Origin of the sequence: Streptomyces sp. NPDC018026 (assembly GCF_044327745.1) — a bacterium.
Classification (GTDB): Bacteria; Actinomycetota; Actinomycetes; order Streptomycetales; family Streptomycetaceae; genus Streptomyces; species Streptomyces rubrogriseus.
This window is the reverse complement of sequence record NZ_JBIRFY010000014.1, coordinates 20259-46800: the sequence shown is the minus strand read 5'-3', so window position 1 is coordinate 46800 and position 26542 is coordinate 20259. Positions and strand designations below refer to the sequence as shown.

Annotated in this window: 21 protein-coding genes and 4 pseudogenes; 15 read left to right on the top strand and 10 right to left on the bottom strand. The window is 67.7% G+C overall.

The annotated features are described in order from the left end of the window. The first annotated feature begins 204 nt into the window (after positions 1-204). The 5 genes and pseudogenes from ACH4D3_RS32590 (at position 205) to ACH4D3_RS32570 (ending at position 4626) form a co-directional block, all read left to right on the top strand. Positions 205-1710 (top strand): annotated as a pseudogene (locus ACH4D3_RS32590) (ISL3 family transposase). Positions 1711-2325: 615 nt separating this feature from the next. Next, entirely contained in the window at positions 2326-2958 is a 633-nt protein-coding gene (locus ACH4D3_RS32585) for a hypothetical protein (protein WP_398329654.1), read from the top strand. Positions 2959-3259: 301 nt separating this feature from the next. Next, positions 3260-3355: pseudogene (locus ACH4D3_RS32580) on the top strand (IS5/IS1182 family transposase); the annotation flags it as partial. Positions 3356-3382: 27 nt separating this feature from the next. After that, a pseudogene (locus tag ACH4D3_RS32575) lies at positions 3383-3867 on the top strand (transposase); the annotation flags it as partial. Between the two features lie 300 nt (positions 3868-4167). After that, positions 4168-4626: a cellulose binding domain-containing protein gene (locus tag ACH4D3_RS32570; protein ID WP_398329651.1), complete on the top strand. Its 459-nt coding sequence runs from the start codon at positions 4168-4170 to the stop codon at positions 4624-4626. A gap of 545 nt (positions 4627-5171) precedes the next feature. Here ACH4D3_RS32570 and ACH4D3_RS32565 read toward each other — a convergent pair. Further along, entirely contained in the window at positions 5172-5270 is a 99-nt protein-coding gene (locus ACH4D3_RS32565; RefSeq protein ID WP_398330051.1) for a hypothetical protein, read from the bottom strand. Positions 5271-5280: 10 nt separating this feature from the next. Beyond that, a complete protein-coding gene (locus ACH4D3_RS32560) occupies positions 5281-5994 on the bottom strand; it encodes an acyl-CoA dehydrogenase (protein ID WP_398329648.1) in 714 nt (237 codons plus the stop codon). 248 nt (positions 5995-6242) lie between these two features. Between ACH4D3_RS32560 and ACH4D3_RS32555 the strand changes: the two genes are divergently transcribed. Continuing rightward, positions 6243-7226: an aldo/keto reductase gene (locus ACH4D3_RS32555; protein WP_398329645.1), complete on the top strand. Its 984-nt coding sequence runs from the start codon at positions 6243-6245 to the stop codon at positions 7224-7226. A gap of 248 nt (positions 7227-7474) precedes the next feature. Here the strand turns inward: ACH4D3_RS32555 and ACH4D3_RS32550 are convergent, their stop codons facing one another. The 7 genes from ACH4D3_RS32550 to ACH4D3_RS32520 form a co-directional block, all read right to left on the bottom strand. Further along, positions 7475-8293 (bottom strand): hypothetical protein, encoded by an 819-nt coding sequence (locus ACH4D3_RS32550; protein ID WP_398329642.1) that lies wholly within the window; start codon positions 8291-8293, stop codon positions 7475-7477. Positions 8294-8602: 309 nt separating this feature from the next. Beyond that, on the bottom strand, positions 8603-9502 hold the full coding sequence (locus ACH4D3_RS32545) for an aldo/keto reductase (RefSeq protein WP_398329639.1): 900 nt from the start codon (positions 9500-9502) through the stop codon (positions 8603-8605). Positions 9503-9882: 380 nt separating this feature from the next. Beyond that, positions 9883-11151 (bottom strand): ricin-type beta-trefoil lectin domain protein, encoded by a 1269-nt coding sequence (locus tag ACH4D3_RS32540; RefSeq protein ID WP_398329636.1) that lies wholly within the window; start codon positions 11149-11151, stop codon positions 9883-9885. A gap of 261 nt (positions 11152-11412) precedes the next feature. Further along, positions 11413-12366, bottom strand: coding sequence for an NADPH:quinone oxidoreductase family protein (locus ACH4D3_RS32535; protein ID WP_398329634.1), 954 nt, complete (start codon positions 12364-12366; stop codon positions 11413-11415). Further along, positions 12366-13211: an SDR family NAD(P)-dependent oxidoreductase gene (locus ACH4D3_RS32530; protein WP_398329631.1), complete on the bottom strand. Its 846-nt coding sequence runs from the start codon at positions 13209-13211 to the stop codon at positions 12366-12368. Before ACH4D3_RS32530 ends, ACH4D3_RS32535 begins: the two co-directional genes overlap by 1 nt. 13 nt (positions 13212-13224) lie before the next feature. Beyond that, on the bottom strand, positions 13225-14781 hold the full coding sequence (locus tag ACH4D3_RS32525; protein WP_398329629.1) for a class I adenylate-forming enzyme family protein: 1557 nt from the start codon (positions 14779-14781) through the stop codon (positions 13225-13227). Then, positions 14778-16010, bottom strand: coding sequence for a thiolase family protein (locus ACH4D3_RS32520; protein ID WP_398329626.1), 1233 nt, complete (start codon positions 16008-16010; stop codon positions 14778-14780). The genes ACH4D3_RS32525 and ACH4D3_RS32520 overlap by 4 nt, the downstream gene beginning before the upstream one ends. Positions 16011-16330: 320 nt before the next feature. Here ACH4D3_RS32520 and ACH4D3_RS32515 point away from each other — a divergent pair, with 320 nt between their 5' ends. From ACH4D3_RS32515 to ACH4D3_RS32480, 8 genes are all read left to right on the top strand, one after another. Next, entirely contained in the window at positions 16331-17161 is an 831-nt protein-coding gene (locus ACH4D3_RS32515; RefSeq protein WP_398329623.1) for an ABC transporter ATP-binding protein, read from the top strand. After that, positions 17154-17861: an ABC transporter ATP-binding protein gene (locus tag ACH4D3_RS32510; protein WP_398329620.1), complete on the top strand. Its 708-nt coding sequence runs from the start codon at positions 17154-17156 to the stop codon at positions 17859-17861. Before ACH4D3_RS32515 ends, ACH4D3_RS32510 begins: the two co-directional genes overlap by 8 nt. Positions 17862-17863: 2 nt before the next feature. Then, on the top strand, positions 17864-18739 hold the full coding sequence (locus ACH4D3_RS32505) for a branched-chain amino acid ABC transporter permease (RefSeq protein WP_398329617.1): 876 nt from the start codon (positions 17864-17866) through the stop codon (positions 18737-18739). A gap of 32 nt (positions 18740-18771) precedes the next feature. Continuing rightward, positions 18772-19899: a branched-chain amino acid ABC transporter permease gene (locus ACH4D3_RS32500; protein ID WP_398329614.1), complete on the top strand. Its 1128-nt coding sequence runs from the start codon at positions 18772-18774 to the stop codon at positions 19897-19899. Beyond that, positions 19896-21077, top strand: coding sequence for an ABC transporter substrate-binding protein (locus tag ACH4D3_RS32495; RefSeq protein WP_398329611.1), 1182 nt, complete (start codon positions 19896-19898; stop codon positions 21075-21077). Before ACH4D3_RS32500 ends, ACH4D3_RS32495 begins: the two co-directional genes overlap by 4 nt. 90 nt (positions 21078-21167) lie before the next feature. Beyond that, a complete protein-coding gene (locus ACH4D3_RS32490) occupies positions 21168-21977 on the top strand; it encodes an SDR family NAD(P)-dependent oxidoreductase (RefSeq protein ID WP_398329608.1) in 810 nt (269 codons plus the stop codon). A gap of 4 nt (positions 21978-21981) precedes the next feature. Continuing rightward, positions 21982-22446, top strand: coding sequence for a MaoC family dehydratase (locus ACH4D3_RS32485; RefSeq protein ID WP_398329605.1), 465 nt, complete (start codon positions 21982-21984; stop codon positions 22444-22446). Between the two features lie 98 nt (positions 22447-22544). Further along, positions 22545-23696, top strand: coding sequence for a PucR family transcriptional regulator (locus ACH4D3_RS32480; RefSeq protein WP_398329602.1), 1152 nt, complete (start codon positions 22545-22547; stop codon positions 23694-23696). A gap of 225 nt (positions 23697-23921) precedes the next feature. Here ACH4D3_RS32480 and ACH4D3_RS32475 read toward each other — a convergent pair whose 3' ends face one another. After that, positions 23922-24842: an IS701 family transposase gene (locus ACH4D3_RS32475; RefSeq protein WP_398329599.1), complete on the bottom strand. Its 921-nt coding sequence runs from the start codon at positions 24840-24842 to the stop codon at positions 23922-23924. A 214-nt stretch (positions 24843-25056) separates the two neighbouring features. On the opposite strand from ACH4D3_RS32475, the pseudogene ACH4D3_RS32470 reads away from it, so the two are divergent. Beyond that, positions 25057-26160, top strand: a pseudogene (locus tag ACH4D3_RS32470) (IS701 family transposase); the annotation flags it as partial. Positions 26161-26542 lie beyond the last annotated feature (382 nt).

The following is a 26542-nucleotide window of genomic DNA, read 5'->3' as shown; positions in this document are numbered from 1 at the left end:
CAACGACACGGCGATCACTAATCCGCTGCCGGGATGAGACCCGCCTCACGTGCGTGCCCTGGCGTCGACGCGCGCGGAAGCTTCTTACTGTAACCCTAACCACCCTGTTGCACCGTTCGTTCGGGTCTGTTCCGTAGTCGGTGGTGACGGAGCGCTCGCCTGTGATCATCGACCGTGCATGATGTGAACGAGCGTGCAGGGACGGTGTTTCCGGGGTTGTCGGCGTTCGTCATCGAGGATGTGGCGGAAGGTGGCGAGGTATTCCGGGTTTCGGCTCGGACCCGGGATGTTGCGGTTCCCTGTTCGCGGTGTGGAGTGGTGACGGGCGCGGATCCACGGGTATCACGGCCGGACGGTGCGGGATGTGCCGGTCGACGGTCGGCAGGTCGTGGTCCGGGTGAGGATACGACGGCTGGTATGTCCGGATCTGGTCTGCAGGCGGCAGATCTTCCGGGAGCGGGTTCCCGGGCTGCTGGAGCGCCATCAGCGCCGCACCGTACGCCTGATCGGGCAGTTCTCCAGCTGGTCAAGGAGTTGTGCGGCCGGGCGTCCGCCCGACTCGCCCGGTCGAGGGCCGTGCCCGTGTCGTACGCCTCCGCCCTGCGGCTGCTGCGGCGGGTGCCCGTGCCGGAGGCGCGGATCCCGCGGGTGATCGGGGTCGACGACCTCGCCCTGCGGCGCCGGCACAGCTACGCCACGATCATCGTCAACGCCGAAACCGGTGAGCGAATCGAGGTGCTGCCTGGCCGCGCCGCCGCCACTTTGGAAGCCTGGCTGCGCGGGCATCCGGGCAATGAGGCCGTGTGCCGGGACGGATCGGCCACCTACGCCGAGGCGGTCCGCCGACCTCTGCCCGACGCGGTCCAGATCAGCGACCGCTGGCACCTGTGGCACAACCTCGCCGAGGCCGTCCGCAAGGAGGTCTCCGCGCACAGCACCTGCTGGGCGAAATCGGGCCCGTCCTCGGCCGAGGGGAGACAGGCTGCCACCACTCGCGAGCGCTGGCAGCACGCCACGCCCTGCGCGAGCGCGGAGTCGGACTTCTGGAGTGTGCACAACGCCTCAACCTCGCCTTGGACACCGTCAAGCGCTATGACCGCGTCGCCGAGTCCGAGCGCCTCATCCGCGCCCCAAAGTACCGGCCCACCCTCGTGGATCCCTACCGCGATCACCTGCGCAAGCGTCGACTGGAGAACCCGGCCGTCCCCGTCACCCATCTCCTCCAGGAGATCGGAGAACCGGGCTGCGCCGGCGGCTCGAACCTGCTCGTCCGCTACATCAACCAGGGCCGCGTCGAGGCCGACCGGCCCGCCCTCTCCCCCCGGCGCCTGGCCCGCCACCCGCTCACCCGCCCCGACCGCCTCAAGGACCACCAGCGGGAACGTATCGAGGCCGCCCGCGGTACTTGCCACGAGATGACCGCTCTGGCCGATCTCATCCACCGCTTCGCTGTGCTGCTGGATCCCGGCAACGGCAATGCCGCCCTGTTGAGCGCCTGGACCACCTTGGTACAGGCCGAGGATCTGCCCCACCTGCGTGCCTTCACCCGGGGCCTCGAAAGGGACCGTGCCGCAGTCGAACGCCGCCCTCACCCTGCCATACCACAACGGCGGCACCGAAGGCGTCAACAACAAGACCAAGCTGATCAAACGCCACATGTGCGGCCGCGCGAGCTTCCCCCTCCTCCGCCACCGCATTCTCCTGGACTGACGAAACCCACCGTCACCACCGACTACGGAACAGCCCCGCTCGTTTGACAGACCCTTCACCGCTTGTCGACCCTGCCCGTGGGGCGCAGGGCGTCGGAACCCAGAACCAGATGATCGCGGGCTCGGGCATGTCGAGGATGTGCAGCAGCGCTTCGGCGGCCTTGCGCGGGTTCCCCGGCTGATTGCCGACAGCCTTGAGCCGGGTCACGCGGATCGAGTCGAAGACCGACAGCTCTGGCAGCGGGCATCACCGGCCCCAGTCGACCGAGGTTGAACCGGAGCGGGGAATCTCTACGTTGTAGAGATGAACTACGACATCCAGAGTGATGCGAGCGCCGAATAAACGGGGTGCCGATCGCTACATCCTTCCAGGAAGGGAAGCAGTCATATGTCGACTCCACCGGATCGTGAATATTCTTCAGCTGACACAGCGTCTTCGCATTACACCGGTTCGGAAGGGTCCTTCGAAGGCGCCGGAGATCCTGAGGCGTTCGCGACCAATTTCTTCGACTCCGGGCCGCGTGAGACAACGTACATTCCGCAGCCCACTTCCGGCTTCGGGAGCAGTATGTACGGGCCCGACCCGAGTACCATCACGGTGGCCAGGAGTGGCCCCATGGAAGGCAATCAGGTCACCTACCGTGCAGACCTGGAGCCCCTCTATCGATGGGACAGTCGCCCTCCCCGGGAAATCTTTCATTCAGGATTTCGATCCCGCAACGACAAGAAACCAAGCAGTCTTCAGTACTATCAGGCTGAAACCACCGAAACTGCTCTAGTGAGCACAAGCAGGGACTCTGCATACACGGAGGTTCTTCCTCCTGGTGGGGCGGTGAATGAGGATGGCACCACCTACCGTTACACTGTTATGGTGAGGGGTGGTTATGATTTCCTTACCTCTCTTGGCTATGCCGCCTATCCGAACCAGAATGAGGTCGCACACTGGAAAGGCATCAAGCCGGAGTATGTGTACAGTGTGCAGAAATTCCGACACGGAGAACCTGTAGGGGGAGAGGTATTCAACAGCAATGCCACTAAAGCCATCGAGGTTATGCGTGAGCGCGAGCAACGCCGGCAAGAGTACGTGAGCAATTTTACCAACCCCACTGCCGGATATGCCACGGGATATGCCACCGGATATACCAGTGGGTATTCGTCCTCGTCTGCAGCGGGTCCCTCGTCAAGCCAGCACTATTACCAGCAAGCCCCGCAGCAACAACGCCACCACAGGCGCGGTGGCGGGCGCTGAGGTACGAGAATATGAGAACTCGGCTCGGTGAGCCGTTTTCATCGGGTCTCTGCGGGTTGAAGTGGCTGAGCTTGTGCGAGTTCCCGGGATCGCCCAACTGGCGTGAGGACGAAGCAGTTTTGGGCGGATGACAGAGCGGACGCGGGGTCCGTGATCAGTGAGCCTTCTCAGCGTGGCCACCCATCGGGTGATGATCTTGGTCCCGCAACGGACAGGGCTCCCCGTGCCGTTGGGTGAGGTGTTCGAAGTCCCAACCTGCCGGCCCAGGAGCCCTGTTGGTCCCTACCCTGCCGCACTCGACATGCCTCATGCGTTGGTCGAGTGGGTCACGATACCTATCGTCACCCGAGAGGGTGACCGCCGCTGCAAGCTCCCGCCGCACCAGCGCGTCCTCGTCTACGCCGACGCCCCGAACCGGCCATGACTCACGGACGTCACCGAACGCGCAACCGGCGAGGGCAAGTTGTATCTGTGTGCGGTCAAGGCGTCTTCTCGGGCCGCATCGTGGGCTACTCCATTGACACCCGGATGAAGTCCAGTCTCGCCGTCAGGGCCCTGGACTCGCCCGTCGCCCGTCGAGATCAGGTCGTCGGATGGATCGTTCGTTCCGACCGCGGGTCGCGATTGCGCTCCCGGAAGTTCGTTGCCGTTCTCGCACGGCACGGCATGATCGGTCGATGGGGAGAGTCGGTGCAGCCGGCGACACGCAGCCATGGAGAGCTTCTTCGCGCTGCTGCAGAAGAACGTACTCCACCGCCGTGCCTGGCCCACCTGCCAGGAACTGCGGATCGCGATCGTCACCTGGATCGAGCGTACCTATCGCCGCCGCCGGCGTCAGAGACGCCTGACCCGATTGACCCCACCGAGTACGAGACCATCATGACCCCACCCGCAGCCCTGTCTGCATAAACCCCACCGTCGCCTGTTCGTGCAGTAGTCCCGCTGCCTCGCCGTAACCGGCCTGGCCATCAACCCCTGACCGCAGAGGACATCACGTGTTCAACCTCAGTAGGCACCTGAATTCCTCTATTACACATGGGTACTTGAAAGTTGAACGCATCCCCACAAGACTGAGTCCACGCTCACGTCACACGGCGAGCACACGGTCTGCTGACCGGGATGTTCATCGGTGCTGCGCGCGTCCGCGGTACGGGCCCCCGACTCGGCCGGACGGTGCCGCCGTGTGCGGCAACGACGAAGGACGGTGTCATGAAGACCACTCCCCCCACCTCCGGACCGGCCCGTTTAGTCCACAAGCGCTCGCTGGCGGCCGCGTGCGGCGCGGCACTCTCCGCGGCCCTTCTCGTCGGGTTCGGCTCCGGCCCCGCGACCGCCAGCACGGGAGCCCAGGGGACGGCCACCTGCAGCGCCGACGTCTACGAGGCCGCCCACTACCCCGACGGCAGGTACCGAGTGACCGTCGCGGTGAAGAACACGGGCCCCGTGACGATCAACGCATGGAACGTCAAGGGCACCCTGCCGCAGGGAGAGACGATAGAAAGCTTCTGGCCGTTCGTCCCCACCGTCGACGGTGACAAGGTGACATTCGACAGCGCGCCCTACGGGTACCGTCCGATCCTGGTGGACCGGGTCGACGTCTTCGTGTACATACTCAGTGGCTACGACGGCACGGAGACGCCCACGTTCACGTGTGAGGCGCAGGCCTGACAGATCCGTGCACGGCAGGCGGTGAGGCGTCGGGCATACCGGCGGGCTCGGCGGTCACCTCTGCCGTGCCGGGGTCACGGCCAGTGGGACCGGTTGCGCGGGCCACGCGTCAACCAGGCCGCCGGCCGGACAGGCGGTCCGGCCCGAGGCGAGGATGGGTAACCGCCGACAACCATGAGTTCCTCAGCTGCACTTCGGCCCGGACACGCTGGAGAACCTCACCTGGTGCGAAGTGGAGTCCGGTCACTGGGACGAGTGGCGCCCCTCTCACGGGCAGCCCGCCGGTGACAGCAACCGGTGGCTGTGGCCGAGGCCCTGCGCCCGCGAGGCGGTCTACCGTCCGCCCTGCACCGCCCGAGACACCCAGCTCCGGCCTCGTGCCTGCCGTGCGACGGCCACGACGCCCGCCGCACCGTCGTGTTCCCGATGGCGACCAACCGGCGGGGCCTGCCTCACCTCGCGCTGACCGTCGGTGACCTGCGCAAGGCGGTCGAGGGCCTGGGCGACGACACCGCCAGGCGACGGCGGCTGTGATCTTCCATGCGCTACGCGACCAGTGCGCTGCCGAGGCCCTCGGCGGCGAGAAGGGCGTTCAGTGCGGGATGACGGCTGCCCACCCCGACGTCCCGCCAGTCGCGCTGCAGGGCGTTGGAGTCACGGAAGCCGCTGGAGCCGTGCAGGTCGAGCAGGAGTCCAGCGTGCTCCGGCAGTCCTTGGCCGCACCGCCAGACTCGTCCGGAGCTGGGCGTGCTCGACCTCGGTGAGGTTTTCCCGCTCGCCGGGAGAGTCGCTCAGGTGCGTGTGGTTCGGCTTGAAGGGCTTGCGGTCGGACTCGAACATGTCCTGGACCACGTCGAGCGCGCCCTGCGCCGCCCCCACGACCGGGGCGAGCACGCACAGCCCGAGGAATAGCTGGACCGGCGGCGCGGGCGGGCCGCCCTGGGCGACGCGGTGGACGGGTAATAGAAGACCGTCGGCGACGAGCCGCTGGCTTCCCGTGCCCCGCATGCCTGCCATGTGCCGGCTCCGTTCGACGGTCAGGTCGGCGAGGTGGACGGCCGCGACCTGGTAGGCGTCGTCCACCGTCACGGCCAGATTCGCCCACTGGGCGGACTCGCATCCGGAAACGTTGTCCCAACGTCCCGTCACGCGAATGCCGTCCGCCTCACGCACGCCTTGGGCCGAGGGGAGTCCGGAGCTGCAGACCAGCGCGTCCGGGTCGGGGAAGAACTCCCTACGGGCGGACGCGCTGTGGCTCAGGGCCGTCATGGTCTTGGACGTGGCACAGGTGCCGGCGATCCATCCGGCCGACGGGCAGGGGCGTCCCAGCTCGGTCAGCCTGCGGGCGACCGTCGGCGCGTCGGACACGGCATCTCCCCCGGCCGCTTCCGCGACAGCTCGCGTACGGATCGGCGCGTCCCGGCCATCCGGTAGTGCCGCTGCCCGTGCTTTCGAGGCAGGGTCACCATTTCCCGGTCCGGGCATGGTCGCGAATCCTCCTCGTTGAACCCGCAGGGCCGCGTGGTGCGTTGCGGAAGTAGTGTGATCATGGCGCGCCGCTGAGAGCTTCATGCTCCGGCCGGCAGCTGAAAGGCTGGACCGGAGAGGGGACAGGGATGACAACGAAAACGGTGCGGCTCGGGTGTTCTGGACTGGAGATCAGCGGCCTGGTGCTCGGAATGATGAGCTACGGGGTTCCGGACGGCGCGGTTCCCTGGGTGTTCGACATCGAGCAGGCGCGTCCAATGGTGCGTCGCGCCTATGAGGCGGGGATCACGAGCTTCGACACGTCTAACAACTACGCCTCCGGCACCAGTGAAGAGATCACCGGAGCGCTCGTCAAGGAGTTGGGGCCGAGGGAGAGCACGCAGGTGTTCACCAAGGTGTTCGCTCCTACGACGCCGCACGCAGGCCGCAACGGTCGCGGGCTCTCGCGCGTGAACGTCCTGCGTTCCATCGACGAGTCACTCACCCGTCTCGGCCTCGACTACGTGGACCTCTATCAGGTGCACCGCTTCGACCCCACGGTGCCGGCCGAGGAAACGATGGAAGCACTCCACGACGTCGTCAAGGCCGGCAAGGCCCGCTACCTCGGCGCGTCCAGCATGTGGACCTGGCAGTTCGCCCAGCTACAGCACACCGCCGAGCTTCACGGGTGGACCAAGTTCATCTCGATGCAGGACCAGTACAGCCTGCTGCAGCGCGAGGAGGAGCGCGAAATGCACCCCTACGCGCTCGCCACCGGGATCGGGGTCATCCCCTGGGCGCCGCTTGCCGGCGGCTACGTGGCCCGCCCCTGGGGCGAGGCCGGATCCTCGGCCCGCACCGAGCTGGATGTGTTCGGCGCCAGCCTCAACACGGACTCGAACAAGGAGGTCGTCGACGCCGTCGAGGCTGTCGCCGCCGAGCGAGGCGTCCCGATGGCACAGGTCGCACTCGCCTGGATCGCGGACAAGACCGCAGTCTCCGCACCGATCATCGGCGCGACCAAGTCCCACCATGTCGACGACGCCGTCGCTGCCCTCGACCTCAGCCTCACTCAAAGCGAGATCGACCGGCTTGAGGCTGCCTATACGCCCCGCACCCCCACCGGGTTCTGACGCGCGCTCCGCCGAGCGGGTGGGGCGACGATGACCGGTGGCGGCCACCAGTCCCCGCCGCATCCGCACGGCGCCTGGTCGCAGCGACTGATCGTCGGACGGTTGGCCGGCACCCAGACACGGGTGCCCCAAGCGTCACCAGTGCGTGGCCTGTCGGCCAACCCGGCCTGATGCCGGGACCGCGATCGTGATCAGCGATCCTGGGATGTGAACGGGTCAGCCGGGCTATGACCACGCTTCTCTACGCCTCACATGCTGCCGCCGCCGCTGGTGTCCTGTTCGTACAACTGACTGTGGGGGTAGTACTCGACGGGGTGGGCCGTGTCGAGCTCGACGAGCAGATCGCCTTCCTCGTCCCTGTGCACGATCACGCGCGTCCCGGGAACCGGGATCTCGTGTGCCCAGGTGTTCACCCGTACGGTGACCGTGTGCTCGGCTTCGTCGCCGTCGTCCCGATAGCGGATCGGAACGTCGCCGCCGTGGTTCCAGGTCTTGCGGTCCGGGAGTGCCGCGATCACCCCCGTGTGTGCCATTCCCGTGGCGCGGAGACGGAGGATGCGCATGACGTCCGTCCGCGCTCGGCGTATCCCGCGCGCGGCGTACAGCGCGGTGACCGCACAGGCGACCGCCGATACCGCTGTCGCCAGCATGACGCCCTCAGCGCTGCCCAGCGCAGCCAGCACCGCGAGGCTCAGCGTGAACCCGCCCAGCAGGCCGGCCAGCAGGAGCAGATTACGCGGTCGCTCGCGCATCATCCGCGGCATGCCCTCGACATAGATGCCGGCGAAGGAGAACAGCGCCAGTCCCGACGCCGGAATGGCGAGAGCCAGCCACCACCAGCCTCTCGGGGGTGATGCTCCTGACGGGCCGGAGATCACGAGCCCGGTGCCGACGACCGCCAGCGCGACGCTCACAACGAACGACGCCACGCCGAGCGAGAAACGCAGAGTGAGGGGCTCGAGCACGGCCCCGGGCGGCACAATGGTGACATTGCCGCCCCTCTCGCCGCGGGTGGTGAACACCGGCCGGTCCTCGAGCCAGGACCATTCCTCGTCCAGCTGGGCCACCGTGGACACCCCCTCATCGTGTGGCGGGCGAGCGCCCTCTGGTGCCGGGACGTCTCCGACAAGCGGCCATCTCAGACTAACATCGGCTGACCTGCTGATATAAGGGATGACGGTGCCTCTGCACGGTCTCGGTGCCAAGGAGCGCCCCAGGAGTCCGGTTCGGTGCAGCGCGACTCCCACCCCGATCGGCGAAACCGCAGGGGACACCGGCGCCCTGGCACGGCCCGAAGCGCATCGGCCCGCCCGCCGCGGGCCCGGACAACCGACCGGCTCGCCGAAGAAGCCGACGGGCCGCACGAAAGACCGAGCTCAGGCGGCAGCGTCGAGTTCTGCCAGTTCCGCTTCGCTGAGACGGAGCCGGGAGGCAGCCAGGTTTTCTTCCAGGTGGGCGACCTTGGACGTGCCGGGAATGGGCAGGACGACGTCGGAGCGCTGCAGCAGCCAGGAGAGCGCGACATTGGAGGGGGTGGCGTGGTGCGCCGCGGCGATGTGGTCGAGTGGCCCCCCGGGGCGTGCCAACCGGCCTGCGGCCACGGGCGCCCAGGGGATGAAACCGATGCCGTGCCGGGTGCAGTGGTCGAGCACGTCGGTGGAGCTGCGGTCTGCGACGTTGTACCGGTTCTGGACCGTGGCGATGTCCGCGATCCGTCGCGCCTGCTCGATCTGCTCGACCGTGACCTGTGACAGTCCGATCGCGACGATCTTGCCTTCGTCCTGGAGGTTCTTCAGCTCGCCGACCTGCTCCTCCAGCGGAACCTTGGGGTCCACCCGATGGAGCTGGAACAGGTCGATCTGGTCGAGGCCGAGCCGCCGCAGACTCATCAGCGCCTCCTGACGGAGGTATTCCGGGCGGCCGACCGGCGGCCAGGCCTTGGGCCCGAGGCGCACCAGCTCGTCTCCCTGCCTGATGACGTCCGGGCCGTTGCGCGTCAGGCCCGCCTTGGTGGCGATCAGTACATCCTCCGGATAAGGATGGATGGCCTCCCGGATGATCTCCTCGCTGATATAGGGCCCGTAGGAATTGGCGGTGTCGAAGAGCTGCACGCCGAGTTCGACGGCACGCCGCACGACACGCACGCACTCGGCGCGGTCCTCGGGCTCGCCCCAGATGCCGAGGCCGGTCAACCGCATGGTGCCGAAGCCCAGGCGAGCGATCTTCTTCCCCGCGATCTCGTACGTGCCCACGCTGTCGGCGAGGGAGGTGTTCATGATCGGGCGTCACCCTTCTCCGGGGTCTTGTCCTCGACGGTGTCCCCGTCGGCATTCTCGTCGGACGGATGTCTTCCTGGCAGTCACCGGGTTTGTTCTCACTGTCCGCAGTGACGACATTAATGCGGTCGGCTCGTGGGGGCGTGGGTGTGCTGCACCCACGCGTGCGGGGCGGGTGCCGTGGTGGCGCCACTTGCTCGCGTCGTAGACGCATGCCGCCACCCCGCATATCGAGTTCGAGCATCCGGCGCCGGTCGGTGGTGTCGGTGCCCGTGATCGGTGAAGTGGGTGGTGGAACGGGACCGGGAGCCGCGCCACGAGGTGTGCTCGTGCGTGGGGTCCGTCCTGCCGGCGGCTGGGCGGACCCCACGCGTCCGGCGTCAGGCGGTCGGGGTCCAGCGCTGGGCGGCCGCGCCGTTGCAGTCGTAGATCTGCAGCTGCGTTCCGTCCGCGCTGGAACTCCCCGGATCGTCCAGGCATCGCCCGGACTGCGGGTTGACCAGCGAGGAGTCGGGCCCCGTCACCCAGCGCTGGGCGCCGGTGCCGTTGCACGGCCAGAGCTGGACCTTGGTCCTGTTCGCGGTCCCGCTGCCGCTCACGTCGAGACAGCGGCCCAGGGCCCGCAGTGTGCCGCCGGCGCCAGGCACATACGTCCATCGTTGCGCGTTGGTGCCGTTGCAGCTGTAGAGCTGCACGGGCGTGCCGTCGGCAGTTCCGGAGTTCCGCACGTCGATGCACTTGCCCGCGATCCCTGAGCGGAACGTGACCGTTTCCGTCTGCCCGCCGGCCGCCACAGCGGACTGCACGAGGGCGGCCGCCTCTCTCATTCCGGCCTCGTTGGGGTGGTAGGTGGCCCGGCCCGGCGCCGGACGGTACGACTCCACCCAGGGGCTCCCCGAGCACGCGTCGTGTCCACGGCTCGCGGCAGCCAGGTCGACCAAGGTGGCCTGTGTGTCGGCTGCCGCTGCCGCGGTGGCCTCCGCCAGGCGCGAGGCGACGCCGCGCTCGAACGTCGCCTGGTCATCGGTCAGCGGGACGTTGGCGCACACCCCGGAGGCCGGCAGGAGGGTGAAGTAGTTGACCAGATAGACGTGCGCCTGGGGTGCCGTGCTGCGGATGGCCGTCACGATGTTCCCGATCCGCCCGGCCAGGGCAGGGAAAGCCTGGTTGATCGCGTTCCGGTCCACCGTGCCGCAGTTGGCGCCGCCGCCGCTCTGGCAGGAATAGGCGTTCATGCTGCCCAGGTAGTTGACATCGTTGCCACCGATCGTGACGGTGACCACGCGGGTTTCCGCGGTTACGGCCCGGACCTGCGGCTGCTGCCCGGACTGACTGACCGTCAAGATGTTCGCGGTGGTCGCGCCGCTGCACGAGACGTCCGTGAGGTTCGCCCCGATCTCCCGGGCCACGATGCTCGGGTAGTTGGCGCCCGACCGGGCGCACGCCGAGGCACCGCCGCTGTCCTGCACCGGAGGAATCCCCGGCCCGGCTGCGAAGGAGCTCCCCATCGCGACGTAGCCGAGACCCGAGGCGGCGGCCGCCAGGCCCGGCTCCGCCTGTGCCGCCCCCCGCGCCGAGGCGGTCGGCGCTGCGGCGGTGAATGCTGCCGCGCACGCCGCCGCCAGGGCGACGAGAGTGCGCACACGCACCGATACCGGTTGGTGCGAACGGTCCTTCGAGTACAAACCCGCCATCGGCTTCCTCCGCAGTGGGGTAGGAGCACAGCAGAACCTGGGACAGCGACCGGCCGGACGCGATTGGTCCGGACCTTAGCGGCCGTCAGGTGCGGCGCCAAGACCGCCAACGCGCATTGAGTGGACGCCGGCCGAGTGGCGCACGAGTTCCGCACGACATGGCTCGCGCCACGAGCGCCACCGGACGGAGCTGACCAAGTGGAGGCCGACGGCCGATCAGGGAGTGACGATCACCTTGCCGGTAGCTCGCCGCTCGTCGATCTCCAGCAACGCCTCGACTATCCGCTCCATCGGCCGCACGGACGAGATGACCGGTTCCAGCGCACCGGTCGCCAAGTGGGGGGCAAGGGCGTCCCACTGACGCCGCAACCGGTCCGGACGCGCCAGGACGGACGGGCCCCACCCGACCCCGACCACCGACGTATTGCTGAGCAGAAGCCGATTCACCCTGACCTCGGGGATGGCACCGGCGGTGAAGCCGATCACCAACAGGCGTCCGTCCTCGGCCAGCAGGCGCAGGGAGTCGGTGAACCGATCGCCACCGACGGGGTCGACCACCACGTCGAACGTTGCGCCGGCGAGCCGGTCGCGGAAGCCGTCGGCCAGAACGTAGTCGTCGGCTCCGGCCGCCGTCGCGACCTCTCCCTTCGCCGCTGTCGAAACCACAGCCGTCACACGCCCGGCACCGAACGCCTTGGCGACCTGGATCGCCGCCGTTCCGATCCCGCCGGCCGCACCGTGTACGAGCACCGACTCGCCGGCCTGGAGACGGCCACGCCGGAGAAGGGCGAAATAGGCGGTTCCGTAGTTGAGGATGACCGCGGCGCCCGTCTCGAACGAAACCGGGTCGGGCAGGGGGAAGACGTACCGCGGATCGACTGCCGCCTGCTCGGCGAAGGCTCCCACCGCGCTCAGAGCGGCCACCCGATCACCAGGCGAGAACACCGACTCCGCAGGTGCCTCGACAACGACACCGGCCAGCTCGGCACCCGGAACGAAGGGCAACGCCGGCTTCGTCTGGTACTGCCCCCGCGACTGCAGCACCTCGGGAAACGACACACCGGCGGCCTTGACCTGGATCAGCACCTTTCCCGTGCCCGATGGGGCGTCGACCTCACCGACGCTCACGGCCTCAGGACCGGCCAGGGAGGTGATCTGCACCGCGCGCATCAGGAGGCACCGCCGCTCGTCGCGAGGGAGCCCGGTGCCCCGCTCGTCGAGCCGAGGCCGGCAGCGGACGGCAGGTCGGTCGGGATCGTGGTTCCGATCAGCCCGCCGTCGACGGCCAGCACGGAGCCGGTGACCCAGCGCGAGCCCGGCCCGGCCAGGAACGCCACGGCGTCCGCGACGTCCCAGGCGGTGCCCTCGGTTCCCAGGACGCCTGCGGCGGCCCGACGGGCCCGGCCCGCTTCATCGACGCCCGAGCCGACCATCGGCGTATGGACCAGACCCGGCGCAACCACGTTGACACGGATGCCGTCGCGTCCGTGCGCCAGGGCCATTGACTGCGAGAGTGCCACGACCGCGCCTTTCGTCGTGCTGTAGGCCGCAGCGGGGGAGAGCCCGCGCAGGCCCGCGACAGAGCTCATGTTGATGATCGTTCCGCCGCCCTGGCGACGCATGTGGGGAATCGCCTCACGTGACGTCAGCACCATCGACGTGACGTTGACCTCGAAACACCTGCTCCAGGCTGCCAGGTCGACGGTCTCGGCCGTGCCGGCCGGGCCGGCCACGCCGACGTTGTTGACCAGGACGTCGACACGGCCCCAGCGCGTGATCACGGACTCCATCAGCCGTGCGACGTCGGTCGGGCTGCTCACGTCGGCCACCTCGACGACGGCGATCCCTCCTGCCGCCTCGATCATCTTCTGTGTCGTGCGTGCGCGCTCTTCATCGATCTCGACGAGGACGACACCGGCTCCGGCCTCGGCGAGGCGGACCGCACTGGCGCGGCCGTTGCCGATCCCCTCATCGTGCGAGCCCGCCCCCGTCACGACCGCAACCTGTCCGGTCAACTCTCCCTGTGATTCAGATACTGCGTTCATGACCCCTCCAGAAAGACTGACGGACCTCACGCCGGAGAACCTTGCCGTTGACGCTGCGCGGCAGGTCGCCGACGAACTCGACGCGCTTGGGCGCCTTGTAGGAGCCGAGCCGCCGCTTGCACAGCGCGATGAGTTCCTTCGCCGACACACTCATCCCGTCGTTGAGCTCGACCACGGCGACCAGTTCCTCGCCCCAGTCGGGATGCGGTGCGCCCACGACCGCGCAGTCCTGGACGGCCGCGTGCGACCACAGGACCTGCTCCACCTCGGTCGGGTACACGTTCAACCCGCCGGAGATCACCACGTCCTTCGCGCGGTCTGTGATGTACAGGTAGCCGTGCTCGTCCATGTGGCCCACATCGCCGGTGTGGAGCCAGCCGTCCTTCAACGCCTCGGCTGTCGCTTCGGGGTTGCCGTAGTAGCCCTTCATCACCAGATCGCCCTTGACGCAGATCTCTCCCGTCTCGTGCGCGCCCATCGTCCTGCCGTCTCGGCGAATCTCGACGCGCACGAACGGGTAGGGGCGCCCGCAGGAGGCCAGGCGCCCGTCAGTCCTGGGAACGCCGTCCTGGAAGTGCTCGGACGGCTGGAGGAACGAGATGCCGGCGAATGCCTCGACCTGACCGTAGGACTCGGTCAGCACCGGCCCGAAGACGGTCAGCGCCTTCTTGAGCTTCTCGACCGACATCGGTGCGGAGCTGTAGATGAGGTAGCGCAGCGAACTGAGGTCCCGTTCGGTGAGATCTGGCTGCTCGAGCAACCTGTAGATCACAGTCGGCGGCAGGAAGACCTCGGTGACCGAGTGGTCCTCGATCGCCTGGAGGATGGCCCGGGGCTCGGCGCGTTCGAGGACCACCACCTTGCCACCCTGTGCGGAGGTCACCAGCGAGAGCATCCCCGAGGAGTGCGTCAGCGGCGCCGCGGCGAGGTTGACCGGCGGTCGGTCGGGCTCGTAGGGGAAGGCCAGCAGGATGTGGGCGAAGGTGATGGAGAACGAGCGGTGCGTGTTCATCACGCCCTTGGGACTGCCGGTCGTGCCACCCGTCGGGAAGATGGCGACGACGTCGTCGGGGTCGGCCTCGAGCTCAGGCCGATGGTCGCAGGCGTCCCCGATCCACTGGTCCAGGCCCGGCAGTCCAGGCCGCGTCGGACCGAACGCCAGGCTGAACATCTCCGTGCCCGCCGATTCCTGCATGGCCGCGAACTTCTCGGCGAGCGACTCGTGGAAGAAGATCCCGTCGCCGTCGAACCCGGTGAACAGATTCGCAAGGGTCTCGGGTGGGCTCGCCGGATTCATCGGGATCCAGACCATGCCGGCGCGCCACAGCCCCAGCACGATGATCCATCCCTCCGGATCGTTGGGCGCGAGCACGCCGAACTTGCTGCCCGGAGGGAAGCCCTGGGCCAGCAGCCGATGAGCGATCGCGCACGATCTGCGGCCGGCCTCGTCGTACGTCCAGGTGCGTTCGCCCTTGGCGTAGGCGACCGAGTCCGGGGCGATCTTCCAGCCGCGGTCGAACAGGTCGGTCACGAGCGTCACGCCGACCTCCCCAGGATGGTCACCGCTGCGACGGCCTCCTCGCCGCGATGGAAGCCTCCGCCGTTCTCGGCGAGGGCAGTCCGTGCACCGTCGACCTGCCGGGATCCGCATTCTCCACGGAGCTGTCCGACGAGCTCATGAATCTGTGCGAGTCCTGTCGCGCTCAAGGGGTGACCCTTGGACTCCAGGCCGCCCGAGGGGTTGACCGGGAGCTCGCCGCCGAGACTCGTGCGGCCGCCCTCCGCGTCGGGACCACCGCGCCCAGGCTCGCACAGACGCGTCCGCTCCAATGCCATGATCTCTCCGAATGCCGTCGCGTCGTGCACCTCGGCCACATCCACGTCGCCCGGTCCGAGCCCGGCTGTCCGGAAGGCTCGGTCGGCGGCTCGCGTGGTCACGTGCTCATCGATGTCGGTCGCACGCCGGGGCCGGCCCGATGCGACGGTGGTGGCGAGGACTGTCACGTCGTCGCGGAGGCCCAGCTGCCGGGCGACCCGACGTGAGGTGACGAGAGCCGCCGCCGCGCCATCCGTGATCGGCGAGCACATCGGGACGGTCAGGGGATGGGCGAGCGCGCGGGCCTGCAGTACGTCGTCGACCGATATCGGTGCGCGGAAGAACGCCCTGTCGTTGTCGACGGCATGCGCGTGGTTCTTCGATGCCACTGCGGCGATCTGTCGCGCCGTGGTGCCGAACTCCTTCATGTGCGCCCGCGCGGTCGCGGCGTAGATGTCCATGAACACCGAGCGCCGGCCTTCCCCGGCATCCGGAGCGGACCCGCCGAGCTCCTCCAACTCGCGCTGCAGGCCGTCCGGATCTTCGACGTCGTACGCTCCGTCGAAGACGGCGAACGAGCGGGACTTGTCGCCCACGTTCATCTTCTCCACGCCTACCGCGAGGCTGATGTCGGCGAATCCGCCGAGCACCTGGCTGATCGCGAGGTGGAGTGCGCTCGCACCACCCGCGCACGCGTTCTCCACATTGAAGATCGGCACACCGCTGATTCCGGCCTCACGGAGAGCGATCTGGCCGCCGGCCATCAACTGGCCCTCGAGCGCGCCCCAGGTGGCGTTGGCGAAGACGCCCACCCCGATCTGCTCCGGTTGCAGGCCCGACAGTGCCAGCACCTCGTCTACTGCCTGGTGGCTCAGTTGCTTGACCGTGGTGTCGTCGTGACGGCCGAAGGACGTCATCGAGGTGGCCACGATCACGACGTCGTTGTCATTCAACGCTTCCGCTTCCTTCTTCGTGCGCCGTTGCGGTCATGGGGGCTTCCACTGTCCGGCCAGGAGAACGTGTCGTCATCTGCGGCGGCTCCAACATGTCCGGCCTCCACTTGGAGTCTTCGACAGTCACCGACCGCCGGTGCGGGAGATCCAGTACGCGATCTTCGACATGGCATGTGCCTGGCGCCGCACTGGAGCCGATCACCGTTGGAATTCGGAACAACGGATGCGGGCGGTCTTTGGAATTCGCTCCGTGGTTGGGGCGGCAGGCTGTCCGTAATCTCCCTCAGGTCCATGTGACCTACGACACGAGAGGACGACTCATGGCAGCGTCCTTCACCTCGGCCGAGCAGCAGCGCCGGCCGTCCTCGCTGAGCGCCGCGTTGCGGCTGGAGTCCGTCACGGTCCGTTTCGGCGGTGTGACGGCGCTGGACAATGTGACCTTCGGTGTCGCCCCTGGAGAGATCGTTTCGCTTATCGGGCCGAACGGAGCCGGCAAGTCGACGGCATTCAACGCGATCTGCGGGCTGGCGCCGGTTGCGAGCGGTCGTGTCCGGTTCGCCGACACGGACCTCCTCGCGCTGCGACGGCACGAGATCGTGACGGCCGGGATCGCCCGGACCTATCAGGGCCTTCAGGTGTTCCCCTCGCTCACGGTGGGCCAGAATCTCACCGTCGGCTATCACTCCTTGCGGAGGAGCACGGCACTGGCACACGCCGCACGGCTTCCGCGTGTGCGGCGAGAGCGTGCTGCCGCCTCCGAGAGGGCGCACTGGGTGGCACGGGAGTTCGGGCTCGACGCCCTCTGGGACCGGGAGGTCTCCGAGCTGCCGTACGGGACGCAGAAGAAGGTGGACATCGCCCGGGCCATGGTCTCGGAACCACGGCTTCTGCTGCTGGACGAGCCGGCCGCCGGCCTTCCGCAGCGCGATCTGGACGAACTCTCCGGTCTCGTCTCCTCGTTGAACACCCGCTTCACGATGTCGGTCCTGCTCGTGGAGCACCACATGTCGATGGTCATGAGTGTCAGCGACCGGGTGGTGGTGCTCCACCACGGGCGTCTGATCGCTGAGGGCACGCCCGCGGAGATCCGGAACGATCCCCAGGTCCTGGAGGCGTATCTCGGCCGAGACCGACGGGACAGCCATGCTTGAGATCCGGGACCTCCATGTCACCTATGGCGCCGTAGAGGCCGTCCGTGGCATCTCGCTCACCGTCGGGGACGGGAGCATCGTGGCGCTGATGGGCGCCAACGGCGCCGGCAAGTCGAGCACTCTCAAGTGCGTCACCGGACAGGTCCGGCCGGCCCGCGGAGAGATCCTGTGGGACGGCCGTTCGCTGGCGGGCACGAGCGCTGTCCGGATCGCGCGCCAAGGTGTCGCCTGCGTTCCGGAAGGCCGGGGGATCTTCGGCGATCTGACGGTCCTCGACAACCTGCGGCTGGGTGCGTACCGGCTGCGGGGGTCGCGCTCCCTGGCGGCGAAGCTCGACGCGGTCTATGGCTTCTTCCCCATCCTGCGGGACCGTCGGCACCAGACCGCCGGCACCCTCTCCGGTGGTGAGCAGCAGATGATGGTCATCGGACGGGCGCTGATGGCGGAGCCTCGGCTGCTGTTGCTCGACGAGCCGTCCTTGGGCCTGGCTCCGAAGATCGTGGACCAGGTCTACGGGATCGTTGGGGACATCTGCCGCCAGCTCGACCTGGCCGCCCTCGTCATCGAGCAGGACGCCTCGATCGCCTTGTCGATCTGCTCATCGGGCTACGTGCTGCGCAATGGGGTGGTAGCCGTCCACGGGACCCGCGACGACCTCATGAACGACGCGGCGATTCGCGACAGCTATCTGGGGGCTTGACCATGACCTTTCAACTCATAGCCAACGGGCTGGCCAGTGGCGTGATCTACGGGATGGTCGCCCTCGCGATCGTGTTGATCTTCCGTTCCACAGGGGTGCTCAACTTCGCGCAGGGTGAGATGGCGACCTTCACCACCTTCGTCGCGTGGACACTGATCGTGGGTCTCGGCCTTCCCTACTGGCTGGGCTTCACCCTCACGGTGCTCGGCGCCTTCCTGCTCGGGGTCGTCGTGGAGTTGGTCTTCATCCGGCCGACCAGCCGCTTGCCCCATCTGTCGGTGCTGATGGTGACCCTTGGCCTCTACCTCCTCTTCAACGCGCTGTCCCATGAGTGGTGGGCGTCCGAAGCCCGCTCGTTCCCGACGCCGTTCCCCGCGGGTGTCCTCCAGATCGGCGGGGTGCGTCTCAGCTGGGTCACAGTCGGGATCTTCGTGGTCGCGTCCATCGTGGTGGTGGCTCTGACCGCACTGTTCCGGTTCACGAAGCTCGGGCTGGCGATGCGCGCGGTGGTGTCGAACGCGGAGGCCGCCCCTCTGATGGGCATCAGCGTCAAAGGTATTGTCTCGGTTGGCTGGGGGCTGTCGGCGGCGGTCGGGGCGATCGCGGGAATGCTGGCGGCGAACCTCCTGCTTCTGGACGCCAACATGATGACGTCCGTCCTGCTGTTCTCCGCCACAGCCATGGTGCTGGCAGGGATGACCAGTGCGGCGGGCGCCGTCGTCTGCGGGCTCCTCCTCGGAGTGCTCAACTCGCTCGCGACCCGTGTCTCATTCATCGGAACCGAGCTGAGCACCGTCACGACCTTTATCGTCATCGTGGCGATTCTCGCGGTGCGGCCGGCCGGGTTGTTCGGCAAGCGGACGGCGGTGAAGGTGTGACTGCTCTCACCGCGCGCCAGCGGTCAGTGATCGTGGCCGCCGTCGGCTCGGCCGCAGGTCTGGGGATCACCTATCCGATGGTGTTCCTCCCCGGCGCCCTCGCGCTGGGCCTGTGCTGGCTGCTCGGATACCTCGCCGGAGCGATGGCCGGGGGCGGCCGTCGGCTCGCGGCGACCGCGGCTCTCGTCCCTCCCGCCATAGCGGCCCCGGCCTTCATGCCGCTTCTCGACGTGACCCAGGTCCTCATTCTGGGCATCGCCGTGCTCGGACTGAACGTCATCGTCGGCTGGGCCGGCGAGCTGAACCTCGCCCAGGGCACCGTGGTGGGTCTGGGTGCCTACGTCAGTGCGATCCTGTCGGTCCACCACGGCTGGCCGATTCTCCTCACCCTGCCCATCGCCGCAGCGCTCTGCGGCCTGGTCGGGCTGTTCCTGGGGCTCGTCGCCCTGCGCTTCGAAGGCATCTTCCTCGCCGTCCTGACGATGTCGTTCGCCCTGATCCTGCCGATCGTCCTGAAGCACTACGACGGTCTCACCGGGGGGACCCAAGGCATCATCGTGCCCGACGCGCCGCTGCCCGGTGATCAGGCGACGGGTGAGTACGTCCTGGCGCTCGTCTGTGTCGTACTGGTCGTGCTGCTCACCCACAACGTCCTGCGAGACGCGGTCGGGCTCGCGCTCAATGCCGTTCGCGAGAGTCCGATCGCGGCCGCGGGCAGCGGTGTGAGCGCGAGCCGCGTCAAGATCACCGCATTCGTCTTCGGCTCGGTCCTTGCCGGCATCGCGGGTTCGCTCTATGCGATGACGGTCGGCTTCGTGGGCCCGGACAGCTTCGGGCTCTTCTACGGTATTCAGTTCCTCACGATGGTCGTGGTCGGCGGCGTCCGTTCGATCGCGGGGTCCTTTCTGGGCGCGTTGCTGATCTTCCAGCTCAACGCTCATGTGTCACCGATCGATCTTGGATCCTTCGTCGGAGCCGATGGACTCGCGTTGTCGCCCCAGGCGGTCTTCGCGCTGATCCTGATCGGCGTCCTAATCGCGACCCGCGACGGGGTCGTCGGTCTCCTGACGAAGGCCGGACGCGCCGTCCCCCTTCCGTCCGCCGTCTCGCGGAAACTCCCGCGAGACCGGGCATCCACCCTCCCAGAAGGAACAGCATGAGAATCACCCCCACCATGCGGGCGCTCGCCCTGATGTCCGCCACGGCAGTCGTCCTCGCCGGTTGCGACGGACGAGGCGGAGACGAAGCCGACAGCACCCCGGGCGTGACGGACGACTCGATCGTGATCGGTATGACCGCGCCGCTCAGCGGACCGCTCGCGGCGAATGCCGACGCCGCGAAGGGCTTTCAGGCCTACATCGACTCGATCAACGCTCACGGTGGCATACATGGGCGGAAGATCAAGCTGATCGTTCGCGACGACGCCTATGACCCGGCGAAGGCGGTGACCGAGACAACCCGGCTGGTCGTCTCCGACAAGGTCTTCGCCCTGGTCGGGGGCGTGGGATCAGCGACGCAGCTGTCCGTCTACAAGCAGATGAACGACCAGAAGGTACCCATGCTGCTGCTCAACACCAGCTTGGACACCTTCGTCGAGCCGCTCCTGCCGTACGTCTCCCTCATGCTGCCGTCCACCAAGAACGAGCAGAAAGCACTGATCAACTTCGCCCGGAACGAGTACAAGAACGCGAAGGTCGGTGTCCTCCTGCAGAACGACGACATCGGCCACACCATGACGGGAGTCTGGCAGAAGGCCTACGGCGACGACTTCGTGGCAGCCGAGACCTACGACACCACCGACACCGACGTGGCCAACCAGATCGCAGCCCTCCGCCGGGCCGGCGCCGAGGTCGTCGTATTTCTGGGATCCGTCAAGTTCACGTCGCTCGGACTGCTGGCGATGCAGCGAGACGGATGGGATGTGCCGCGTATCACCCAGTCCACCGGGTTCGACACGTCCGTGATCGAGACGGCCGGCGATGCCGCGGAGGGAATCATCACCGTGAACGCCCTCAAGCCCGGTGACTCCGACGAGCCCGGCGTCGCGGCGGCCCGCGACATCCTCAAGAAGTACGGCAAGGGCCTCGGCCCGAACAAGACGGCGTTCACCGGTATCGCCAACGGCATGGTGCTTGAGCAGATCCTGAAGGACGCGGGCAAGGACCTGACCCGCGAGAGTCTGATGAAGGCCCATGACTCCCTGAACATGACGGCCAACGGACCATGGTACGGAACCATCGAGCTCAGCGCCGAGGACCACGAAGTCCTGCAGTGCGAGCAGTTGCTCCGCAACGACGGCGGCTCTCTGACCCCCGTCGGTGACGTCGTCTGCCCGTGAACACCGCGCTGGGGACATGGCGCACCCAGACACCTCAATTCTCCGTCGCACCGCGTACAGCCACGGTGCGACGGAGGGAAGGACCAAGACATGGATGAGCTGAAGAACAAGGTTGCCCTGGTGGTCGGCGCAGGCGTCGACGGCGATGAGGGCATCGGCAACGGCCGGGCCACTGCGATTGCCTTCGCCCGCGAAGGGGCGCAGGTCGTCTGCGCCGACATCGACGAGTCGTCGGCCGAACACACGGCGCAGCTGATCAGGGACGAAGGACACGCGGCATCCGCTGTGGCCTTCGACGTCACGGACCTGGCCCAGGTCGAGCGAGCCGTCGACTCGGTCATCGCCGCGCACGGTCGCATCGATGTCCTGGACAACAACGTCGGCATCGGCGTGGTCGGCGGTGTCACGGACCTGGACCCGGCCGACTGGGAGCGGGTGATGCGGGTGAATGTGACCGGTGCCTTCAACACCATGCGGCACGTCATCCCGCACATGGCCGAGGCCGGCGGTGGCAGCATCGTCAACATCTCCTCGCTGGCCGGCGTCCGGTGGATGGGCTATGCCGCCGCCTCGTACTACACGAGCAAGGCCGCCCTCAACCACCTGACGCGCACCACGGCGGCAGAGTTCGCCGCGCGGAACGTGCGGGTCAACGCCATCCTCCCCGGACTGATCAAGACGCCGATGGTGACCAACGTGGCCGGACTGACCGACGCCTACGACAGTGCCGACACCGAGGAACTGTGGCGCGAGCGCGAGCGGCGGGTGCCGATGGGGCGCATGGGGCAGGCGTGGGACGTCGCCAACGCTGCCCTCTTCCTCGCCAGCGACCGCTCGGCGTATGTCACGGGAGTTGAACTGCGCGTCGATGGTGGGATCACTCTCGTGAGCGGGCGTTGAGATCATGACCCGCGTATTCGACACGCTCGACGAATTTACTTCCGTCGTGGGCGAGGAGCTCGGTACGAGCAGCTGGGTCACCGTCAGACAGGAGCAGATCGACCGGTTCGCCGAGGCGACCGGGGACCGCCATTGGATCCACGTCGATCCACAGAGGGCGGCCCAAGGCCCCTTCGGCACCACGATCGCGCACGGATATCTGACGCTGTCGCTGCTGGCCGCCTTCGCGGAGGAGATATACCGGGTCGACGGCTTGGCGACTAGTGTCCATTACGGTGCCGACAAGGTCCGCTTCTGCGCCCCGGTCCCAGTCGGCTCCCGCCTGCGTGGAACGGCGACACTCACCGACACCGCCGAGGGCCGTAACGGCACGCGGACCACGATCAGGTTCGAGGTCGAACGTGAGGGCAGCGATCAGCCGGCGCTGGTCGCCGACGTGCTGCTGATCATGGCTGCCACACCCCCGTGAGCCCCCGAGAAGACGATGCCCATCCAGCCCGTCCGGCCCAATCAGGGCGGTTCGCGGTGCCACGGTCCCGCAGCGGGGGTGCGTCTAGGATCGGACGTATGGCTGCCCCACGTCCGCCCAAGGCTACGGTCCAAGAGGTCGCCGAGGTGCTGTATGCCAGCGTGGACCAGATCTGGGACCGGGCCTACACGGCTCTCGTCGAGATCGCATCGTATCGGGAGATTCCGTGCGATGCCCTGCGCGCGGCCCATCGGCTGAATGTCGAGCGGGCAGCGGCGACCGTCCGGTACGGGCGGTTGCCGGCGCCGGCGGACATGGCGGAGGCGCAGTCCACCACCATCGCGCGGCTGCGCGCGGGCCTCCCGATCGAAGACATCATCCGAGGCTACCGGCTTTCGATCAGTGCGACGTTCGAGCAGTTCGTCGACATCGCCAAGGACGCCGGGCTCGCCCAGGACGAGCTGATGAAGGGGACCGGTCTGCTCTGGGGACTGAGCGACCTGTTCGTTGCCCAGGCGGTGCTGGCCCATCAGCGCTACGCGGTCGAGGTCGTGATAGGCGAGACGCGACTGCGCAACGATCACGTGCGTGCGGTCCTCGACGGGAAGGTGTCCCGGGCAGACCTCGACCAATGGCTGCCCGATGCGCACGGGCCCTTCCGCGCCCTGCTGGCACGCGTCACCGAGGGCGAGGGCGACGTCGACGAGGCGCGACTGAAGGTGGAGACGGCACTCTCCAGGGCCAACGTCCGCAGCGTCATCGGCGTCGTCGACGGAATGGTCACCGGGTACGTCGTCGATGCCGTTCCGCATGCGGTCGAAGGACTGAGCATCGCGGTGGGGCATCTGGTGCAGCTCGGGGACCTGCCCGCCTCCCTCCAGATCGCGCGCAGACTGCTCGTCGCCGATCGTGACGAAGCAGTCTCGACCGTTGAGACATGTGGGTGGCGGCTGACGGTGGACACCATCGAACCGCTTGCTCGGCATCTCCGCTCACGATACGTCGATCCACTGCTGGAGCTCGGCGAGTTCGGTCTGGATCTCCTTGCCACGCTTGGGGCATATCTCGAATCGGACCGACACGTCGATCGTTGCGCCGCTGCCCTCAACCTGCACCCCAACTCGCTGCGTTACCGACTCCGACGACTCAGTGACACCCTCGACGTCGACCTGAACCAGACCGACAGTGTCATCGCGCTTTCCATGGCGCTAGAGCTGGCAAGGCGCCCGGCATCGGCGGAGCTGACCTGAAGGTCTGCCGAAGTCGAGCTCATGCTGACGGTCTTGCCGACTCGTAGAGATGTGTCCGGTGCCAGTACTGCAACGGTGCTTGCCGTGACTGGTGGCCAGGTCAGGGGATGTGTCCGCGTCGTTTGTAGTGGCTGGTGCGGGCCTGGTGTTGTCTTCGGCGGCGCCAGGTCGACCAGTGCAGGATGTGCTCGACGGGTGTGGGCCGGCGGTTGGTGAGGCGGGTGATCAGCTTTCGTATCTCGGCGAGGCTGAGGTGGATGAGCTGGGAGGATCCGTTTCTGCTTTCCCGGTATCCAGCTCGCGGGCTCGCAGGACGGTCAGGCAGGCGTGGGCGGCCATGGCCAGGGTCATGTGGCGGTGCCATCCGGGGTGGCGGCGGACCTGGTAGTCGTCCAGGCCGCATTCCTGCTTGGCGCTGTGGACGGGATGGTCGATCGCCCAGCGGGTGACCACGGTGTCGTGCCGGGTGGTGGCCATGACGTGGAAGACGTCCGCCCGCTCCAGCTCGGACCGCCAGCCCTTGGAAAAGCCGTAGGCGGCGTCCGCGGTCACCCACCGAAACGGGACCTTGTCTGCGATCGCGCGGCGGACCATTGCCTTGGCCATGGCCACCTTGGTCTCGAAGGCGACCTCGTCGCCGATGCCGGCCCGGCGGCATCTCTCCGGGTCGTCGGTCCATGAGGTGGGCAGATACAGTCGCCGGTCGATCAGCGTCCGCCCACGGTCGGTGGCATAGGCGAGGAAGACGCCGACCTGGCAGTTCTCCGTCCGCCCGGCTGTGCCGGAGTACTGGCGCTGCACCCCCGCCGACCGCGTGCCCTTCTTCAGGAAACCTGTGTCGTCCACGACCAGGACGGCACCGGGGTCGCCGAGGTTGTCGACCACGTACCGGCGCACGTCGTCGAGCACCTCGTCGGCGTCCCATTCGATCCGGTTCAGCATCCGGTGGATTCGGCCCGGGCCTGCGTGGCCTGCTTCCTCCGCCAGCGTCCAGCCGTTCTTCCGCTGCAGCGGAGCGATCAGGCCCCGCATATAGGCCAGTGCCGACTCCCGGGGCTCCGACCTGCTGAAACGGTGCACGAACCGCCCATGCACAGCTTCCAGTTCACCCGCCCACAACCTGACATCAGCAAGGTCCCCACCCATAACCACACCAACGACCAGCCTGGCCACCAGTCACGGCAAGCACCGTTGCAGTACTAGTACTCCAGCAGGATTTCGCTGTCTGACCTGGTCTTTTCGCCGGGTGGCGGGGGTGTAGCGGGACTCCGGTCGTGCGGGGGCGGTCTCACGGAGACCGCCCCTCGATCGTGCGACACCGCCGCAGGTAGTGACAGCGGCGGGGCAGCCTCCGAGGGTGATCACCGAGTCTGCCGCTGCGCAGTGGGACCTCGAACTGGACGATCTCTTCCTGACCATCGGGCACCGCTTCGGCCGAGTCGAGCTCCGCCGCCGCATGCGGGACTACGTGCGCGGGCTGCTCGCCCCGGTCGCCCGCAAGAACAGCTGGCAGCTGGCGGAACAGGCCGGCCACTCCACCCCTGACGGCCTGCAGCACCTCCTCGCCGGATCGAAGTGGGAGCCTGATGACATCCGCGACGACCTGCAGGAATACGTCGCCGCCAAGCTCGGCGAAGCCGACGGTGTCCTGATCATCGACGACACCGGGTTCATCAAGAAGGGCACCACCTCGGCCGGGGTCCAGCGCCAGTACTCCGGAACCGCCGACAGGACCGAGAATTGCCAGATTGGCGTTTTCGCCGCCTACGCCTCTGCCCGCGGCAGGGCCCTGGTCGACCGGGAGCTCTACCTTCCGAAGTCCTGGACTGAGGACCGGGAACGCTGCCGCGCCGCAAGGATCCCCGACGAGCGGGAGTTCGCCACCAAGGACGAACTGGCCCGGCACATGGTGCTGCGGGCCCTGGCCTCGCGGCTGCCCAATGCCTGGGTCACCGCGGATTCCGCCTACGGCCAGGACAACCGCTTCCGCCGGCTGCTGGAGCAGTCGGGTGTCGGCTACGTACTGGCCGTCCCCAAGTCCCAGTTCAGTGTGGGCTGTTCACGGATCGAGGGCCTGTTCGCGCAGGCACCCGCCGAGGCGTGGGAGAAGCTCTCGTGCGGCGACGGCGCGAAGGGGCCCCGCGTCTACCATTGGGCAGCGGTGCGGCTGCCGGCCGTCGCCGAGTTCGACTATCAGGGCGAGGTCCCGCACCGGATGCGGTGGGCGCTGGCCCGGCGCAGCATCAGCAAGCCGGACGAGATCGCTTACTACCTTGCTTACGCACCCCTTCAGGTCACCGTCGAGGAACTGGTGCGGGTTGCCGGGGCGCGCTGGGCGATCGAGGAGTGCTTCCAGGCCGCGAAGAACGAGTGCGGCCTGGACCAGTACGGGGTCCGCCGCTACGTGGGCTGGTATCGGCACATCACTCTGGCCATGCTCGCGCACGCCTTCCTGGCCGCCACGGCACACCAGTCCTGGGAAAGGGGGCGGACCAGGTGGGACAGCCGGGGTCATCGGGCTCACAGTGGCGGAGGTTCGGCGACTCCTGGCAGCTTGTCGTGCCCAGCCCTCGCACCTGAGTGGACACCGGGGACTACACCACACGCTGAGCTGGTCGAACTGGCGCCGCCGACGCCAAGCAGCCGCCCGCCGCTGTCACTACCTGCGGCGGTGTCGCACGATCGAGGGGCGGTCTCCGTGAGACCGCCCCCGCACGACCGGAGTCCCGCTACACCCCCGCCACCCGACGGCATCTCTGACCTGGTCAGAGGTGTCGTCGGGAGTGTAGTTGGCTGCGGGCACGTCAGGGGCGGTCTTGCCGGACCGCCCCTCCAACGACTGACAT

Coding starts and splice junctions, on each gene's coding strand:
- ACH4D3_RS32585 (WP_398329654.1), top strand. CDS start 2,326: ATGGAAGGCAATCAGGTCACCTACCGTGCAGACCTGGAGCCCCTCTAT.
- ACH4D3_RS32570 (WP_398329651.1), top strand. CDS start 4,168: ATGAAGACCACTCCCCCCACCTCCGGACCGGCCCGTTTAGTCCACAAG.
- ACH4D3_RS32555 (WP_398329645.1), top strand. CDS start 6,243: ATGACAACGAAAACGGTGCGGCTCGGGTGTTCTGGACTGGAGATCAGC.
- ACH4D3_RS32545 (WP_398329639.1), bottom strand. CDS start 9,502: ATGAACACCTCCCTCGCCGACAGCGTGGGCACGTACGAGATCGCGGGG.
- ACH4D3_RS32535 (WP_398329634.1), bottom strand. CDS start 12,366: ATGCGCGCGGTGCAGATCACCTCCCTGGCCGGTCCTGAGGCCGTGAGC.
- ACH4D3_RS32515 (WP_398329623.1), top strand. CDS start 16,331: ATGGCAGCGTCCTTCACCTCGGCCGAGCAGCAGCGCCGGCCGTCCTCG.
- ACH4D3_RS32510 (WP_398329620.1), top strand. CDS start 17,154: ATGCTTGAGATCCGGGACCTCCATGTCACCTATGGCGCCGTAGAGGCC.
- ACH4D3_RS32505 (WP_398329617.1), top strand. CDS start 17,864: ATGACCTTTCAACTCATAGCCAACGGGCTGGCCAGTGGCGTGATCTAC.
- ACH4D3_RS32495 (WP_398329611.1), top strand. CDS start 19,896: ATGAGAATCACCCCCACCATGCGGGCGCTCGCCCTGATGTCCGCCACG.
- ACH4D3_RS32490 (WP_398329608.1), top strand. CDS start 21,168: ATGGATGAGCTGAAGAACAAGGTTGCCCTGGTGGTCGGCGCAGGCGTC.
- ACH4D3_RS32485 (WP_398329605.1), top strand. CDS start 21,982: ATGACCCGCGTATTCGACACGCTCGACGAATTTACTTCCGTCGTGGGC.
- ACH4D3_RS32480 (WP_398329602.1), top strand. CDS start 22,545: ATGGCTGCCCCACGTCCGCCCAAGGCTACGGTCCAAGAGGTCGCCGAG.
- ACH4D3_RS32475 (WP_398329599.1), bottom strand. CDS start 24,842: ATGGGTGGGGACCTTGCTGATGTCAGGTTGTGGGCGGGTGAACTGGAA.